Genomic DNA, 16,155 nt, shown 5'->3' with positions numbered 1-16,155 from the left:
ACACCCCTCACGGGCGCGTTCCCACCTCCGCGTGACCCGTGCGATCCAGATGCCAGCGGTGTTCCACCTCGAAGCGGTGCAGCCCGGTGCGGCGTTCGACGATCACGTCGACGGTGGCGCGCTCCGTGTTGGTGCACGTGGCGGTCGCTCCGTCGGGGTCGGTGTAGGAGAGCGACACACAGTCGGCCGGGTCCTGGGTCACATCGATCCGTACCCTGCGCCGCGCGGTGCCGCCTGCGACCGACCAGTCGGGCAGCCCGATCCGTGCGCGCAGCAGTGGCGCGGTCAGCAACGGGTCGCGCGGCCAGTCGGTGCCACCGATCCGCAGTTGAAGCATGGGCAGAGGTGGCAGCCACCGCATCGTAGGACGGCGGGCGACAGCGGCCACCACTTCCAGTACGTCCCCGCCGCCCAGGCCCGCATGGAGCCACGCCCATCGCTGGGCATTGCCGTGACCGGCGATCCGGGCGATGCCTCCCACGGCGCCGGAGAGGGTGAACCGCCGCTCCCCGACGACGAGTTCCCCCTCGAAGATGGCATCGGGGGCAGGCAGGATCTGGGCGGCGGGCAGCAGTTCACGCTCCCAGGACCAGCGCGGAAAGGTGTAGAGGGGATCGCCGCCCCCGGTGACCGACAGGCGCCAGGTGATCGCGCCCGCGGTGCCCTCCAGCAGCCGGGGCGTTGCCCGTACCCCCGGCACCTCGAAGTACGCCTCGCCCTGGGGCGGCGGGGAGTCCGGGACCCCGAACTGCTCGGTGACCGGCGGCCCGTCCGGCGGGAAAACGGATATCCAGCCATGCGCCCGGGCCGGGCCGCCGTGCTTGGGCGTCACCACTTCGTGGTGGATCCACACGCCGGTCCCGGTCCGGGGATCGGTCAGCGTCGCGTACCAGACTTCGAGCCGCCCTGGACGACCGGTCATCCGCGGCGGGTAGAGCGAGCTCACGAGGGATTCCTTTCACCGGGGCGCGGGGGCCCCGTATCGTGCGCGGACGCCCGCCTCGGCGGTGCTCTCCACGATGCCGGGACAGGCCCGTTCGGCCAGTGCCGCGATCGTCAGTGAGGGGTTGACACAGAGCGAGGTCGGTACTGCCGAGCCGTCGGTGACGAACAGGCCGGGATGGCCTCGCAGTTCGCCGCGTTCGTCGAGCGCCGAGGTGGCCGGATCGTCACCCATCCGGCAGGAGGCGAGGGGGTGCGCGCTCACGGACCCGGCGGCGTTCTCGCTCCAGGGCCGCACCCGCGCTAGACCGTCGCGCTCCAGCACCGCGCGGGCCTCGGCATCCGCGGCGGCCCAGCCACGCAGGGTGTTCGCTGTCGGCCGGTACGAGAGGGTGGACAGGCAGAGCGATGTGGCCACGCGCGTCGAGCTTCCGGTGGGCGGCGGCGGGCCGAAGACGCCCTCGTTGTCGTCCTCGGTCATGGCGAGCACGGAGAGCCACGAGGGCCAGCGTGCCCGCATCTCCTTCTTCCGGACGCCGAACCAGCTCGTCGCCGGGGTGTCGGTGGCCTGGGCCAGCAGGTCGGTGATGCCGGGGAAGTAGATCTGCTGAAGGGAGAAACGGGTGAACTCCGCCGTTGCCGGGTCGAGCCGGTCGTACGACATGGAGCCGATGGGCTTCCCGATGGGGAAGCCCTGGTACGGGATGCCCTGGGCGCGCTCGAGACCGAGCAGGTCGCGCACCTTGCCTTCGTCGACGTCGGCGATGGACACGCGGTCGCCGTTGCCCGAGAAGTAGCGCCCGACGGCCTGCGGGATACCGCCGAGCAGGGGAGCCGAGCGCTGCAGCAGCACGGGGGTGGCCAGAGCGCCCGCGGCCAGCACCACGGTCTTGGCCTCGATCGCCCCCACGCCGGCCGGCAGCCGGTAGTCGCCGGCGTCGAGCTGCGTGTACGAGACGCGGTAGCGGTAACCGGGTGTGGTGGCGGGCGCGATCGTCTGTGCCTCGTGGAGTGGGCGGATCTCGGCGCCGTGCGCGGTCGCTGCGGGGAGGTAGTTCAGCAGCATGGAGCGCTTGGCGTCGAAGTGGCAGCCGTTCAGCATCCAGTTGCAGTTGGTGCAGCGGGCCAGGTCGACGGCGACGGGCACAGGGTTGCAGGTGCGGCCCGCACGGGCACACGCTGCAGCGAACAAGCCTCCAGGGTAGGGGACTTGGTCCCAGCTCTGCTCGGCGACGGGCAGAGCCTCCTCGACCCGGTCGTACCACGGGTCGAGTGCCGCGCGCGTCAGGGTCGAAGGCCACAGGCGGTGGCCCAGACTGCCGCGGCGGTCGAAGACGAAGCCCGGAGCCCGCAGCGAAGCGGCGAAGTAGACCACGCTGGACCCGCCGACGCAGTTCCCGGCGACGACGGTGATGCCGTCGCCCTGCACGAGGTCGACGATCCGGGTATAGCTGCCCAGGCGCAGGTCATGGGTGAAGTCGGGGGCGGTGAGGTGCGGTCCGCGTTCGAGGATCACCACCTTGGCGCCACCCGCGGCCAGATGGTAGGCGGGGATGGCGCCCCCGAAGCCGCTGCCGATGACCAGCACGTCGGTGCGTTCGGTGACGCTCATGCGGGGTGCCCTCCGGGGGTGGTGAGCGGGTGCTCGGAGGCGAGCCTTCTGCCGTACGAGTAGTCGGGGAAGCGCCACAGTCCGTCGGCGTCGGGCGCCGGGAAGCCGATCCAGGCCAGGCCCGGGTGGCGTTGCCGGATGGCTGCGGCGGTGTGCAGGTGGGCTGCGGTGTCGAAGGCCGCCGCGGCGAAGAGTGCGAGCAGCACGTACAGCTGCCGGTCCGGGGCGCCGGGTGTGAGCAGCTCTCCGGCGAGCGCGGTGCGGTCGGTGAACCGCAGGGCGACGAAGGGAGGTTGAGTGGGCAGCAGGAACCGGCCGTGGGTGGCCGCATAGGCGAGGGCGCGGGTGTTGACGAGCAGTGCCAGCTCGGGCAGCAGTACGCCGATGCCGAGATCGGGAAGGTTGAGCAGCTCGATGGCCCCCGCCTGTACGGCGCCGGGACCGGGGGCCGCCCCGGCGATCGCCACGTCACCGCCGTACCGCTTCTCGCCCGGGACCATGGTGTCCGCAAACGCCTCCAGCGTGGCGGTCGTCGGGTCGGGCAGCGCGAGGGAAGCCGGCTGCAGCCCGGCCCGAGCCACCGGGACCGACTCGGACACAGGCCGCGCCGACGGCGCGGCCTCGGCGGTCAGCTCCCCTGCCCGCAGGGCGGCGACGGCAGCGGTCAGCCCGACGAGCAGCCGGCGCCGATCGGGACGTGCGGGCGGTTCGCTCAACACAGCCCGCTCACTGGCAGCCGCACCGTCACACCCGCGGCGTCGCGCACGAGCGCGTCGGCGAGCCGGGCGTCGTACGGCCGTATCACTTTCGCGGCGTCCTCGGCCCGCGCGGGCTGCCCGGCGACGGTGATGTTGCGTACCCTCGCTGCGGCGCTGCCTTCCGCCTTGTCGAACCAGTAACTGCCGTCCCAGCCGACCAGTTCGGTTCCGCCGGCGGCGGCCTGCACGCTCCAATGGTCCAACTGCCAGTAACGGCAGGCCGGTACGGCGATCGCGAAGCGCGCCGGCTCGGCCAGCAGGAAGCGCGCCGCGCCGCCGTTGGCCACGGTGATGTCCCGCTTGGCGTACTCGACGCACAGCGGGTCGGCGGCGAACAGGGAGAGCGGCGGCGTCTCGCCCTCGCCGTAGCGGTGGAAGGTGCACGCGGAGGCGTACGAGGGGTCGGTGTAACCGCCGACGCCTGGTTCTGCAGCCGAGGCGGAAGCGACGGGGAGCAGGGCGGCGGCTGCCGCCACCACTGCGCCGAAGACGGTGAGGCGGACGTTTGTGGACAGGGCGCCGAGAGCGTTCGGCGTGTGGCGAACTACGGTCACAGCAGGACCTTCTTCACGTCCTAGCCCTGATGGGCGACGGTTACCGGCGGTCACATGCGGTCAGTATCTTGATCGCTGCGCGCCGTCGGCACAAGACATGGGACGGAGGCGATCCCGGTCGCTGGAGAGGCATGGGTGGCAGAGCGGACCTGCTTCGGCCCCTCCCCAGTGAAGACCACCGTCGTGGGAAGCAAGATTGCCGACATCACGGTGCTCCAGCACCTCAGCGACAACCCGCGGTCACGGTGTCTCAGCCGGGGCCGGGGCGAGGGTGCCTGGCGCCCAGTTTCGTCCACGTTCCACAGCGGCAGCAGGATCCCGTAGCAGAAGCCACAGACGAAGTCTTTGAGGCCGTGTGGTCACTGGTGGTGGCCGTCTCCTGGCGTGTGTGGTCCGGCAGGTCGGCGGCGACGGGGGCGCGGTGAGCCCGGGAACGACGACATCCCGCCCGATCGAGACGATCGGACGGGATGTCGCGAGCGGCTTACGCTCCTACGAGCCGACTGAAGCTGTTACGCCGGGTCGATGCGGGAGATGCTGCCGCCAAGGGCGAGCACGTACAGCTCCCCGTCGCCGTCCTCCACGAACGAGACGACCTCACCGCCGTTGACTCCGAGGTCGCTCTGGCCGGTCACCTCGCCGTTCTCGATCGTCAGACCGCGCACGGTGCCGTCGCAGTAGTCGCTGTACAGGTACTGCCCCTGAAGGTCCGGGATCGCGTCGCCGCGGTAGACGTATCCACCGGTCACCGAGCAGCCCAGCCCGTTGCGGTCGTACTCATGGACCGGCGGCACGTGGTTCGCGGGCTCCGTGCCACCCCGGAAGGGATGAGTACCCTCCATCGAGGCCCAGCCGTAGTTTTCGCCGCCCTCGCTGTCCGCCGGGGCCCAGTCGATCTCTTCCCAGTCGCTCTGGCCGACGTCACCGATCAGCAGGTCGCCGGTCCCCGAGTCGAAGGAGAACCGCCACGGGTTGCGCAGCCCGTACGACCAGATCTCGTCCTTCGCGGCCGGGTCGTCCACGAACGGGTTGTCCGCCGGGATCGCGTACGGTTCGCCGCCGCTCGGGTCGATCCGCAGGAGCTTGCCGAGCAGCGTGTCGAGCCTCTGCCCGTTGCCTTGCGGGTCACCGCCCGAGCCGCCGTCGCCGAACGCGATGTAGAGGTAGCCGTCGGGGCCGAACTTGATGTCGCCACCGTTGTGGTTCTCGTACGGCTGCGTCTGGGTGAGGACCGTACGCCGGGAGTCCGCCTGGATCGCGCCGTACTGCACGGCGAACTCGTCGATGGTGCTAGTGCCCTTGAGATCCGTGTACGAGATGTAGAAGTGCTCGAACTCGTTGTCGAACGCCACGCCCAGCAGGCCGCGTTCGCCGTCGGTGGTCGTCTCACTGGATATGTCGAGAACGGGCTCACCGAGCCCTCGGTCGTCCAAGACCCGTACGGTGCCCGCGCGTTCGGCTATCCAGACAGTGCCGCCGGGCCCGGCGACACCTGCGGTCGGATTCTGGGCCGTGGCCACTTCCGTGAGCGCGACACCTGCCGCTGCCCGGGGCGGGGCGGCCGGCTCGTCGGCGTACGCCGTGGCGAAAGCGAGGGAAGTGGCAAGGCAGATGGTGCCGATGATCGCCGAGCTTCTGGTGCGAAATTTCACCGTGACTCCTAGAGGCGGCGAGTGGGGGGAGTTCACCCGGCTGCTTTGGGCGGAGTTGAGCGGGCGTCGCCCGCGCCAGCACGCAACGTGGGTGGGGGGATTGTGTGCCACTGGCTACGGGCGAGGATACTGGGACAGGAGCGGCTGGCCTAGACCAATGCCTCACCTGTCTGCGCCTAGCACCGAAAATCCCCAACCGGGGAAATCTGGTTGGGGCTTTTGGGTGCTAGGCGCAGACGCGTAGAAGCACTGCTCCGAGCCAGTGCATGAAGTCGTAGAAGTCCTGCATCTCGTGCAGCCGCCGTCCCGCAATGCTGTTCTCGCCTGTGGCCTTGTCCCTTCTTGAGGCAACCGAGCGCCACTTGGCCAGGCGGGCCAACTGCAGTGCTCTTCCACCGGCCCCGGCCGACCTGCTGTTCTCCGAGCGCAGCCGCGATCACGCGGCGCGCGGGCGGGCCTGAGGGACCGTCCCCGTGCGTGCTGCCGAAGGTGGCTTCAGCAGGATCTAGCGCGGAACCCCGGCGTTCACGCCCGGGAGGAAGCGCTTCTCTGGACTGCTGTGACCTGCAGGTTCCCACGGGTCCGCACGGTTGGCCTCAGCCGGGACGTTTCCGGTTCTCGATGTACTCCTTGATGATCGACAGCGGGGCGTGGCGTCCCCGCACGAGGCGGCAAAGTACGAGGGCGACCAGAAGTGGCCACCCCACAGGTACGTGCGGATATGCCCGGGAAACTCCTGACGGAGCCTGCGGCCGGAGACGCCCTTGAGGGAGCCGACCAGCCGGGACAGGGAGACCTTCGGCGGGTAGTGCACCAGCAGGTGCACGTGATCGGTCTCGCCGTTGAACTCGACCAACTCTGTTTCGAAGTCCGCGCAGACGGCGCGCATGACTTCCTCGCAGCGTCGAAGGATCTCGTCGGTGAACGGTCCGCGCCGGTACTTGGGTGTGAAGACCAAGTGGGCGTGGAGGGTGTAGCGACCGTGGGACCCTTACGAATATTGGGGTTTGGCTCCCAGTGTGGTGACATAGGTCGATACGATCGCCCGCGTGAAGATCGTCGTGCAAGTGAAGTTGATGCCGGAGGCCGAGCAGGCCGCCGCGCTGTCGGTGACGCTGCACACGGTCAACGAGGCCGCGAACTGGGTGTCGGCGGTGGCGTTCTAGCACGGTGTCCCGCGTGAGTACGAGCTGCGCAAGCACACCTACGGTGAACTGCGGTCGCGGGGACTGGGGGCGCAGGCCGCCCAGCACATCATCAAGAAGACCCGCGACGCCTACACGACGCTCAGGGCCAACATCCGTGCCGGGAATCTCGGCAAGGAAGGCTCTCAGCGTCGCGGCAAGGCGGAGTCCAAGCCGATCACGTTTCGGCCCGAGGCCGCGCAATCGTATGACGACCGGTGTTTGAGCTGGCAGTACGACGCGCAGACCGTGTCCATCTGGACAACCGCTGGGCGCATCAAGAACGTCCGCTTTGCCTGCTCGCCTGACGCACTCAAGACGCTCCGGGACCACCGGCAGGGCGAGTCGGACCTGATCGAACGCGACGGCGTGTTCTACCTGCTCGCGACCTGTGACGTTCCCGAGGCTGAGCAGTACGAGCCCGACCACTTCATCGGCGTGGACCTGGGAATCGCCAACATCGCCACCACATCCACCGGCCACAAGACCGCCGGGCGCGGCCTGAACCGCCACCGCAAGCGGCAACTCGACCTGCGCAGGAAACTCCAGGCCAAGTCCACCAAGTCCGCCAAGCGGCTGTTGAAGAAGCGCAACCGGCGCGAACAGCGCCACGCGAAGAACCAGAACCACATCATCGCCAAGACGATCGTGACCGAGGCTGAACGCACCTCGGCCGGGATCTCCCTGGAAGAACTCAGGGGAATCCGGCAGAGGGTACGGCTCCGCAAGCCCCAACGGGTCGCGCTCCACTCCTGGGCCTTTGCCCAGCTCGCAGACTTCATCGTCTACAAGGCCCGCAGGGCCGGCGTCCCCGTGGTCTTCGTCGATCCCGCCTACACGTCGCAGCAGTGTTGCGAGTGCGGCCACATCGACAAGAAGAACCGGGCAAGCCAGGCCCTGTTCACCTGCCTCAACTGCGGGGTCGTTGCCCACGCAGACCGGAACGCTTCCTACAACATCGCCCGCAAGGGCGAGGCTGTGTGGACTGCGGGGCGTGAGTCACGCGTCCCTGCCACCCCATAAGGGTGTCTGGACGGAGGAGCCCACCCAGCAGCCAGTTGGGCGCTACCTCCAAGCCCGGCCCTTCAGGGCCGGGTCAAGTTGACTGCTCGATGCTGAACAGACGGTTCTCCACTCCGTCGAGGGCGAGCCGGAGCGCTCCGTGGGCCACTGCCTGGTCGCTGAGTTGGGAGGCGACCACGGTCACGGGGAAGAGGCAGAGCTCGGCGAGGCGGCCGCGCAGGGGAGCGAGGAGGAGTTCGCCGGCACGGGAGAGGCCGCCGCCGATGACGACCGCCTCCGGGTCGACGGTGAGGACCACGGCGGCGACGCCCTGGACGAGGTCGGCGGCGAAGTCGTCGAGGGCCTTGATCGCTGCGGGGTCGTCGCAGCGGGCCGCGTCGAAGAGCCGCTCGGGCGTGCCCCATCGGTCCAGGAGCCGCCGGTGTGCGTTGTGCCAGCCGGAGCCGGGCAGGACGCCGATCTCTCCGGCCGCGCCGTGCCGGCCGTGCAGGACGGTGCCGTCGAGCAGGATGCCGGCCGAGATGCGGCGCCCCACATGGATGTAGACGACGTCGCGGGCGTCGGTGGCGCCGCCGCGCCAGCGCTCGCCGAGCGCGGCCAGCTTGGAGTCGTTTCCGGCGACGACGGGCGCGCCGAAGGTCGTCTCGAACGCGGACGCGAGATTCGTGCCCTGCCACTCGGGCAGCACGGCACTGATCGTGACGGTGTGGTCGGTGTCGACGATCCCGGTGGTGCCGACGCCCACGGCCCGTACGGCGTCGGTCTGCTGCCCGGCGCCGCGCAGCGCCCGGTGGCCCAACGCCCGTGCCGTGGCGATGCGTTGGTCCGGGGTCAGCTCGGGCCCCATGGCGGTGCGGCGCACCCCGAGCACGGTGCCGGCCAGGTCGCAGACGATCGCGAGCGCCTTGTGGACGCCTATGTCGAGGCCGAGGACGCAGCCGGACTCGGCGCGGAAGCGGTAGCGCTTGGCGGGGCGGCCCAGGCGTCGGGGCGCGTCGGGGTCGGGGTTGACTTCCGCGGCCAGGCCCTGCTCGACGAGACCGGCAAGCGCGTTCTCGACGGTGGCGCGGGCGACTTCGGTGGCCTTGACCAGCTCGGTGAGGGTCAGCCCGGTGTCCGCGGCGGCGTGCAGGGCACGCAGCACTGCGGCCTGGTTGAACCGGCGCAGCAGTGAGGAATCGGCCCCCGATGTGGCAGCGATGTGAATCGACCCCCTTGACGTGGTGGCGGCCCGGGTGGACTATCGAGCCGCTTTATTTCAGAAGGTAGCAGAAATAAAACCGCACGGGCGGCAGCGCGTTCCCGTCCGCCGCGGCCATCGACCTCCGCCTGAAACGAGCGTGATCCGTGCACCGTATCGCCCGAACCACCATGCCCCTGCTGCTTCTTGGCCTTGTCGCCGGTGCGTGCAGCCCGGCCGGCACGACGTCCGCCGACGACGGGGACGGCAAGGCCACCTTGACCTTTCTGACCTTCGAGACGCCGAACCTGGACGCGAAGTACTGGGACGCGGCCATCGCCCGCGCGGAGAAGAAGGTGCCGGGGGTGCGGATCAAGAAGCTCGTCGCGCCCAGCGCCGACCGCACCGGGTACGCCAAGCAGCTGCTTGGCTCGGGTCAGTTCCCGGACGTGATGATCGCGGTGTCGCCGTCGGGGTTCGCCGAGTCGGGGCAGCTCGCGCCGTTCACCGACGCGGAGTTGAAGTCGTTCACCTTCCCGCGCTCCAACCCCATCGGCGGCAAGATCTACCAGCTCCCGTACAACACCCAGCCGACGCCGCTCGTCTACTACCGCAAGTCCATATTCCGCACAGCCGGTATCGATGCGCCTCCGAAGACGTACCGGGAGCTGCTGGAGGACTCCGCCACGCTGAAGAAGGCGGGCGTCGATCCGTTCGTCGTGGGCGGGGGCGGCAAGGACTCCTTCGCGGCCTCGTACCTGTGGACCGCGCTCGTCGGCACCGACGTGTACGGGAAGAGACCGGACTGGCTGGCCCAACGCCGGGCGGGCAAGGTCAAGTTCACCGATCCGCTGTTCAAGAACGCCACTGGGAAGTTCGTCGGTCTGGTCGACAAGGAGTACGTCGACAAGTCCGGCCTCTCCCGCGACTACGCGGCGACCGAGAAGGCGTTCCTGGCCGGCAAGGGTGCGATGTACCCGATGGGCGGCTGGTTCGCCACCGCCGCCGACAAGAGCCCGGTCAAGGACGACATCGGTGTCTTCCCGTTCCCGACCGAGGACGGTTCGACCGTGCTCCCCTCCTACACCGGCGGCGGCATGTCGGTCAGTGCGAAGTCCGCGCACGTCGACCTGGCCAAGAAGTTCGCGCTCGCCTTCAACGAGGACCGCCAGAACCTCGACGCGGTGGTGAAGTCCGACGGCGCCATCATCGCTGAGAAGGGCTATACGCCGCCGCGGGGCATGGGCCCCGTCTACCGGGCCACGGCCGAGGTCTACGACAGCGCGGTCGCGGCGGACGGCGTCGTCAACGCCTTCCTCGTGGAGACGGGCGACGACGCGATGCTGCCCGGCACCGTCGACCAGTCGTACGCCTTCGCGCAGGACATCATCGCGGGCCGCAAGAATGCCGACCAGGTCACCAAGGCCCTGGACGAGGCGTGGGCGAAGGCCGACACCGAATGAGCACGCTCACCGACGACCGTGCCACCGCGGTGGGGTCCCGCCGCGCGGACCGCGCCGCCTCGCCCGCGCGCCGCAGTCCGTGGCCCGCGGTGCGGCACTTCCTCGGCTTCGGCGCTCCGGGGCTGCTCTTCTACGCCTGCTTCGTGGTCGCCCCGATCGCGCTCAGCGTGGGCTACAGCTTCACCAACGCCAACCAGTTCGCCCCGCACACCCGCTTCGTCGGCCTCGACAACTACACCGAACTCCTCACCGACGAGACCTTTCTGACGGCTCTCAAGGTCACGACGATCCTCTCGCTGGTCATCGTGATCGTGCCCAATGTCGCGGGCCTCGCGGTCGCCGTCCTGCTCGACCGGCGCGGCCGCCTCTACCACGCGCTGCGCGGTGTGTTCTTCGTCCCGGTCGTCCTGTCGTCGGTGGTCGTCTCCGTTGTGTGGCAGGCGATGCTCACCGACGACGGGCTCGTCAACACCCTGCTGCGCTCGGCGGGGGTCTCCTCGCCGCCGGGCTGGCTGTCCGACCCCGATCTCGCCCTGTACTCCGTCGGGTTCATCATCAGCTGGCAGATGCTCGGCTTCTGCGCCGTCGTCTATCTGGCCGGACTGCAGGGCGTGCCCGCCGAACTGCGCGAGGCGGCGCAGCTCGACGGCGCGGGGCCGTGGCTGCGGTTCCGCAAGGTCACGTGGCCGATGCTGGCGCCCGCGCTGACCATCAACACCGTCATGCTGCTGATCACCGGCTTCAAGGCGTACGACCACATCCAGGTCCTCACCGCCGGCGGGCCGGGCACCGGCACCACCGCCACGCTCGCCTTCAGCGTGGTCCGGACCGGGTTCACCGCCAACCGCACGGGCGAGGCGTCCGCCATGGCCCTGCTGATGCTGGTGATCGTCGCCGCCGTCTCCAGTGTCGCCCTGCGATTCCTGCAGCGCCGAGAGGTCGACTTGTGATGCCCGCAGTCAACTCCCGTACAACAAAGGCACCGTGGGTCCGACCCGTGGCCGCCCTCGTCGTCACCGCCGCGTTCTTCCTGCCCCTCTATCTGGTCCTCACCAATGTCTTCAAACCGGGCAAGGACATCGCCGGGCATCCGGCGTCCCTGCCATGGCCTCCCACCCTCGACAACCTCCGTGCCGCCCTGGACCGGCCCGACCGGCTGTTCTGGAACGGCCTGATCAACTCCGTGACGATCACTCTCTTCTCGATCGTCGTCCTCACCGTCGTGTCCGCGCTGCTCGGCCACTACCTCTGCCGCTCACGCAGCCGCCTCGCGCGCCTGACCCTGCTCGTGCTGCTCGCGGGCCTGATGATCCCGCCGCAGGTGATCCTCGTCCCGGTCACCGAAGTACTCCGCCTGACCGGGATGATGACGACCCTTCAGGGGATCGTCGCGTTCAACGTCGGCTACTACGTGCCCTTCGGCGTCTTCGTCTTCTCCGGCTTCATCCGCACCGTACCGCTCGAACTGGAGGAGTCCGCGCAGCTCGACGGCGCCGGCCGGTGGCGCACGTTCTGGCAGGTCGTCTTCCCGCTGCTGCGGCCGGCCACCGCCAGCGTGCTGATCTTCCTCGGCGTGTGGATCTGGAACGACTTCCTCAACCCGCTGATCATCCTCGGCCCGGCCGGCGGCACCACCGTCACCGTCGGCGTCTACCGCGCCATCGGCGAGCACCAGGCCGACTACGGCCAGGTCTTCGGCCTGATGTTCCTTGCCGCGCTGCCCGTCCTGATCTTCTACCTCGCTCTCCAGAGGCACTTCGTCAAGGGCCTCACCGGAGGAGCCGTCAAGGGATGACCTACGTGACCCAACTGCGCACCCACACCACCCCGTTCGTCAATCTGCACGCCCATCACGGCCGCACCCTCGACCGCCCGCTGACCCTCGCCGTCGCCGGGGCCGGGGCACGCGGCGCCGGATATCTGGAGCTCGCCGAGCGCGCGGAGACACCCGTGCGCATCACGGCGATCGCGGAACCGCGAACCGCGCGCCGTACCGCACTGGCCCTGCGTCACGGCGTCCCGGACGACGCCCGGTTCGCCGACTGGCGCGAACTGGCCGCCCGGCCACGGCTCGCCGACGCCGTAGTCGTCGCCGTACAGGACGCCCAACACCTTGAAGCCGCCCAGGCGTTCGCGGCGCTCGGCTACGACCTGCTGCTCGAGAAGCCGATGGCGCTCAGCGCCGAGGACGTCGACGCGATCGCCGCCGCAGCGCAACAGGGCGGGGTCTCGCTGACCGTCTGCCACGTGATGCGGTACGCGCCGTACACGCGCCGCCTCAAGGAGTTCCTGGACGCGGGACGCATCGGCGACATCGTCTCCGTCCAGCACCTGGAACCCATCGGCTACTGGCACTACGCCCACTCCTTCGTCCGCGGCAACTGGCGCCGCACGGATGAGTCGACGTTCGCGCTGCTGTCCAAGTCCTGCCACGACATCGACTGGCTCAGCCACATCGTCGGACGGCCTGTGCGCGCCGTCTCCTCATTCGGTTCGCTGCGCCACTTCCGGCCGGAGAACGCGCCCGCCGGCTCGACCGAGCGCTGCCTCGACTGCCCACTGGCACAGCGCAGTTGCCCCTATGCGGCACAGAGGCTGTACCAGGTGGGGCTGCGCGAGGGCGGCGTCAAGCAGTACTTCACCCGGATCGCCGCCGAGGAACTGACCGAGGAAGCGGTCGACCAGGCCCTGCGCACCGGACCGTACGGACGCTGCGTGTACCGCAGCGACAACGACGTCGTCGACCACCAGGTGGTGAACCTGGAGTACGAGGGCGGGATCACCGCCGCGTTCACGCTGACCGCGTTCACCCCGCAGGAGAACCGCCACACCAAGATCTTCGGTACGCGCGGCCAGCTCACCGGTGACGGCCGGACCATCGAGATCTACGACTTCGCCACCGACGAACGCACCGTAGTCGACACGGACAACGGCGCCTCATCGGCCGCCGAGGGCCACGGCGGCGGCGACGAAGGGCTGATGTCCGCGTTCCTGCGGGCCCTGCACGAAGGGCGCCCCGAACTGCTCCTGACCGGGGCCCAGGAGAGCCGCGACACCCACCGCATCGTCTTCGCCGCGGAACACGCGCGGCGCACGGGACAGGTCGTGCACCTGTAGCCCGTGCCACCCCGACCTGTGACCACCGTGGAAGAAGGAGAGAGCCATGAGCACGTACCCGTCCCGCAGATCGATCCTCGGCGTCGGCGCACTGGCGCTGGGTATCGGCGTCACCACGACCGCACCCGCCGGCGCCGCCGGACAGTCCGCTGAGGCCGTGCCGCAGCACACCAAGGGCACGCTCACCCTCACCGCAGGACACCTCGCTGTCGGCCTCGACGCGGCAGGCACCGTCGTGTCCCTGCTCGACACCCGCACCGGCCACGAGTACGCCGCCGACGGGAGATCGGCCTCGCTCGTCAGCCTCGTCGTCGACGGGAAGCAGGTTCGGCCGACCCGCGTCGCCCGCGTCAGCCACTCACTGCTTCGGTTCACCCACGACACCGCGGGAGTGACCGTCGACGTGGAGGTGCGGGCGAAGAGCACCTACACCACGCTCGAAGCCGTACGGGTCCAGGGCCCCCGCGGTGCGGACGTACAGACGCTGCTGTGGGGCCCGTTCGCGACGAACGTGACGCAGACGGTCGGCGAGTGCGTCGGCGTCGTACGCGACGACACGTTCGCGCTCGGGCTGCGTCCGCTCACCGACCGCACCGAGGGCGCCTGGCCGCAGGAGTACCAGGACCTCGGCTGGGAGAGCGAGGTCGCCGACAACCCCTCCGACCTCCAGGTCGCCCCGCACGAGGAGTGGAGCGTGGCCGGGCGCACCCCATGGGGCTCCGTGCTGCGCGCGTTCACCTTCGATTACACCAAGGAGCGCCCGCGCGGGACCCGCGCCGGATACCGCATCCCCGTCGGCCCGCTGCCCGGCGGCCAGGGGCGCGTGACCGGCTCGCGCATCGCCCTGTTCGGCGCCGCACCCGACCTCACCCCGACCGTGCTGTCGGCCGTCGCCGCCGGCGAAGGACTGCCGTACCCCACGCAGAACGGCCAGTGGCAGAAGACGGCCCAGGCCAGCAGCGAGTCCTTCCTCGTGTTCCACGACCTCAAGAGCGCGAACGTCCCGGACGCGGCCCGTCTCGCGCAGGCCGCGGGCGTCGGCTGCGTCTACTCCCTGCCCAACGCCGTCGGCCCCTGGCAGACCACCGGCCACTACCAGTTCGACTCCTCGCTCGGCGGCGACGACAGCGGCGCCGCGGCCGCCGTGCGCGCCGCCGAGGCCGACGGCGTCCACCTGGGCGTGCACACCATCTCCGACTTCATCTCCACCAACGACGCCTACGTCAACGCCCCCGCCGACCCACGCCTCGCGCTCGGCGGCCGCGCCCGGCTCACCCGCCCGCTCACCGCGACGGACACCACCCTCACCCTCGACGCCGGCGCGCTCCTCGGCAGCGGCCCGTACGGCCAAATGCTGCGCATCGGCGACGAGTTCGTGCAGTACACGTCCGCCACCCAGGCCGGTGACGCGTGGGAGCTGACGGGCATCAAGCGCGCCCAGTGGGGCTCGACCGCCGTCGCCCACGCCGACGGCGCCACCGCCGCGCGCGTCCTGCTCAACAGCTACAACAGCCCCATCGGCGGCATCGGCATCATCGACGAGATCGCCGACCGCCTCGCCACCGCCTGGAACACCACGGGCATCCGCGCCAACTCCTACGACGGCGTGGAGTCGGCGGGAGAGTCGGGCTGGGGCACCTACGGTATGGCGCGCCTCATCAACGGCACCTACAGGAAGAACCAGCGCAAGGACGGATTCATCACCGAGACCAGCCGGATGTCGTCCAACACCTGGGACGCGCTGACCCGGGCCAGCTGGGGCGAGGTAGGCGTCACCTCCTGGAACCAGGTCCTCGTCAACAACGACTTCTACCGCGCCAACTTCCTTCCCGGGATGCTGGGCTGGATCAGCCTCAAGTCGTCCGAGACGCTCGTCAGCATCGAGGGCAAGCTGGCGCGCGCCGCGGGCCTGAACGCAGGCGTCGGCTTCCAGGGCAGCATCGCCGACCTGGGCGCGGGCGGCGACCAGGCCCTGCGCATCCTCGACGCCATCAAGCAGTGGGAAGCGGCCCGCAACCTCGGCGCGTTCACCGACGCACAGCGGGCCCGGCTGCGGGACCTGACGACGAACTGGCACCTCGACCTCGTCACACCCGGCAAGGAGTGGTCCCTCCAGCAGACCGATGCGGACGGCACCCCGATCGGCACGCCCGAAAGCGTCCTCACCCCCACCCCCGCCCTGTCCGCCGACGCCCTGCCCACCGCAAAGCACAACCGTCTCTACGGGGCTCGCGTCACCACCAACACCCCTGCGACGGTCCGCTACGAGATATCTGCGGGCGCCCTGCCCGACGGCCTGCACCTCAACCAGGACACCGGAGGCATCACGGGCACGCCCACCGCCCCGGGCACAGACCGCTTCACGATCACGGCACGCAGCACGGCGGGCCTCGCGGACGCTTCCCGGACGTACCGGCTGACCGTCGGGCGGTGAACGAGCGCGCGGTGCGCGGGGTGAGGCTCTGACCTCGGTGGGCACAGCGGACGGGGAAGGGGAGCAGGGGTCGCGCGCCATTCCATTTCGGCGATTCGGCCGGTGGTTCGACATCGCGGCCCCCGCCCCCGACCAAACTGCTGGTCGCATCGTCCGCGAAGCGCACACCGCCGTGCCCTCGTGACCTGACCACAGCCCCCTTCTTGTCTCCCTTGTTGCCTCTCGGTGCCGTCGCC

General features: G+C 69.8%; 11 protein-coding genes and 2 pseudogenes. 6 read left to right on the top strand and 7 right to left on the bottom strand.

The genetic code is table 11. The features are described 5' to 3' along the window. Positions 1 to 7 precede the first annotated feature (7 nt). From OG574_RS02420 to tnpA, 6 genes and pseudogenes are all read right to left on the bottom strand, one after another. Complete coding sequence (locus tag OG574_RS02420) at positions 8 to 946, bottom strand: hypothetical protein (RefSeq protein WP_326771609.1); 939 nt, start codon at positions 944 to 946, stop codon at positions 8 to 10. Positions 947 to 958: 12 nt separating this feature from the next. Further along, positions 959 to 2,554: a GMC family oxidoreductase gene (locus tag OG574_RS02415; protein WP_326771608.1), complete on the bottom strand. Its 1,596-nt coding sequence runs from the start codon at positions 2,552 to 2,554 to the stop codon at positions 959 to 961. Then, positions 2,551 to 3,120 carry a DUF5987 family protein gene (locus OG574_RS02410; protein ID WP_398380889.1) on the bottom strand — a complete coding sequence of 190 codons (570 nt, stop codon included), beginning with the start codon at positions 3,118 to 3,120 and terminating at the stop codon, positions 2,551 to 2,553. The genes OG574_RS02415 and OG574_RS02410 overlap by 4 nt, the downstream gene beginning before the upstream one ends. Before the next feature lie 146 nt (positions 3,121 to 3,266). After that, the gene (locus OG574_RS02405; protein WP_326771606.1) at positions 3,267 to 3,866 is read right to left on the bottom strand and encodes a hypothetical protein; all 600 of its coding nucleotides are present in this window, start codon (positions 3,864 to 3,866) and stop codon (positions 3,267 to 3,269) included. 512 nt (positions 3,867 to 4,378) lie between these two features. Further along, positions 4,379 to 5,518, bottom strand: coding sequence for a PQQ-dependent sugar dehydrogenase (locus OG574_RS02400; RefSeq protein WP_326771605.1), 1,140 nt, complete (start codon positions 5,516 to 5,518; stop codon positions 4,379 to 4,381). A 596-nt stretch (positions 5,519 to 6,114) separates the two neighbouring features. Continuing rightward, positions 6,115 to 6,547: pseudogene (gene tnpA, locus OG574_RS02395) on the bottom strand (IS200/IS605 family transposase). Between the two features lie 47 nt (positions 6,548 to 6,594). Between tnpA and OG574_RS02390 the strand changes: the two are divergent. Next, a pseudogene (locus OG574_RS02390) lies at positions 6,595 to 7,725 on the top strand (RNA-guided endonuclease InsQ/TnpB family protein). A 73-nt stretch (positions 7,726 to 7,798) separates the two neighbouring features. Here the strand turns inward: OG574_RS02390 and OG574_RS02385 are convergent. Then, positions 7,799 to 8,869, bottom strand: coding sequence for an ROK family transcriptional regulator (locus OG574_RS02385; protein WP_326771604.1), 1,071 nt, complete (start codon positions 8,867 to 8,869; stop codon positions 7,799 to 7,801). Positions 8,870 to 9,072: 203 nt separating this feature from the next. Here OG574_RS02385 and OG574_RS02380 point away from each other — a divergent pair, with 203 nt between their 5' ends. From OG574_RS02380 to OG574_RS02360, 5 genes are read left to right on the top strand one after another with little or no spacing between them, the layout of a single operon-like run. Further along, positions 9,073 to 10,368 carry an ABC transporter substrate-binding protein gene (locus OG574_RS02380; protein ID WP_326771603.1) on the top strand — a complete coding sequence of 432 codons (1,296 nt, stop codon included), beginning with the start codon at positions 9,073 to 9,075 and terminating at the stop codon, positions 10,366 to 10,368. Next, positions 10,365 to 11,318, top strand: a complete 954-nt coding sequence (locus tag OG574_RS02375; RefSeq protein WP_326771602.1) for a carbohydrate ABC transporter permease — start codon at positions 10,365 to 10,367, stop codon at positions 11,316 to 11,318. The genes OG574_RS02380 and OG574_RS02375 overlap by 4 nt, the downstream gene beginning before the upstream one ends. Beyond that, complete coding sequence (locus OG574_RS02370) at positions 11,318 to 12,163, top strand: carbohydrate ABC transporter permease (RefSeq protein WP_326771601.1); 846 nt, start codon at positions 11,318 to 11,320, stop codon at positions 12,161 to 12,163. Before OG574_RS02375 ends, OG574_RS02370 begins: the two co-directional genes overlap by 1 nt. Beyond that, entirely contained in the window at positions 12,160 to 13,485 is a 1,326-nt protein-coding gene (locus OG574_RS02365; RefSeq protein WP_326771600.1) for a Gfo/Idh/MocA family protein, read from the top strand. The genes OG574_RS02370 and OG574_RS02365 overlap by 4 nt, the downstream gene beginning before the upstream one ends. A gap of 46 nt (positions 13,486 to 13,531) precedes the next feature. Beyond that, positions 13,532 to 15,919 carry an Ig domain-containing protein gene (locus OG574_RS02360; protein ID WP_326771599.1) on the top strand — a complete coding sequence of 796 codons (2,388 nt, stop codon included), beginning with the start codon at positions 13,532 to 13,534 and terminating at the stop codon, positions 15,917 to 15,919. Positions 15,920 to 16,155 lie beyond the last annotated feature (236 nt).

Source organism: Streptomyces sp. NBC_01445 (assembly GCF_035918235.1).
Lineage (GTDB): Bacteria > Actinomycetota > Actinomycetes > Streptomycetales > Streptomycetaceae > Streptomyces.
The sequence above is the reverse complement of the archived record's forward strand: the minus strand, read 5'-3'. Positions and strand labels throughout refer to the sequence as shown.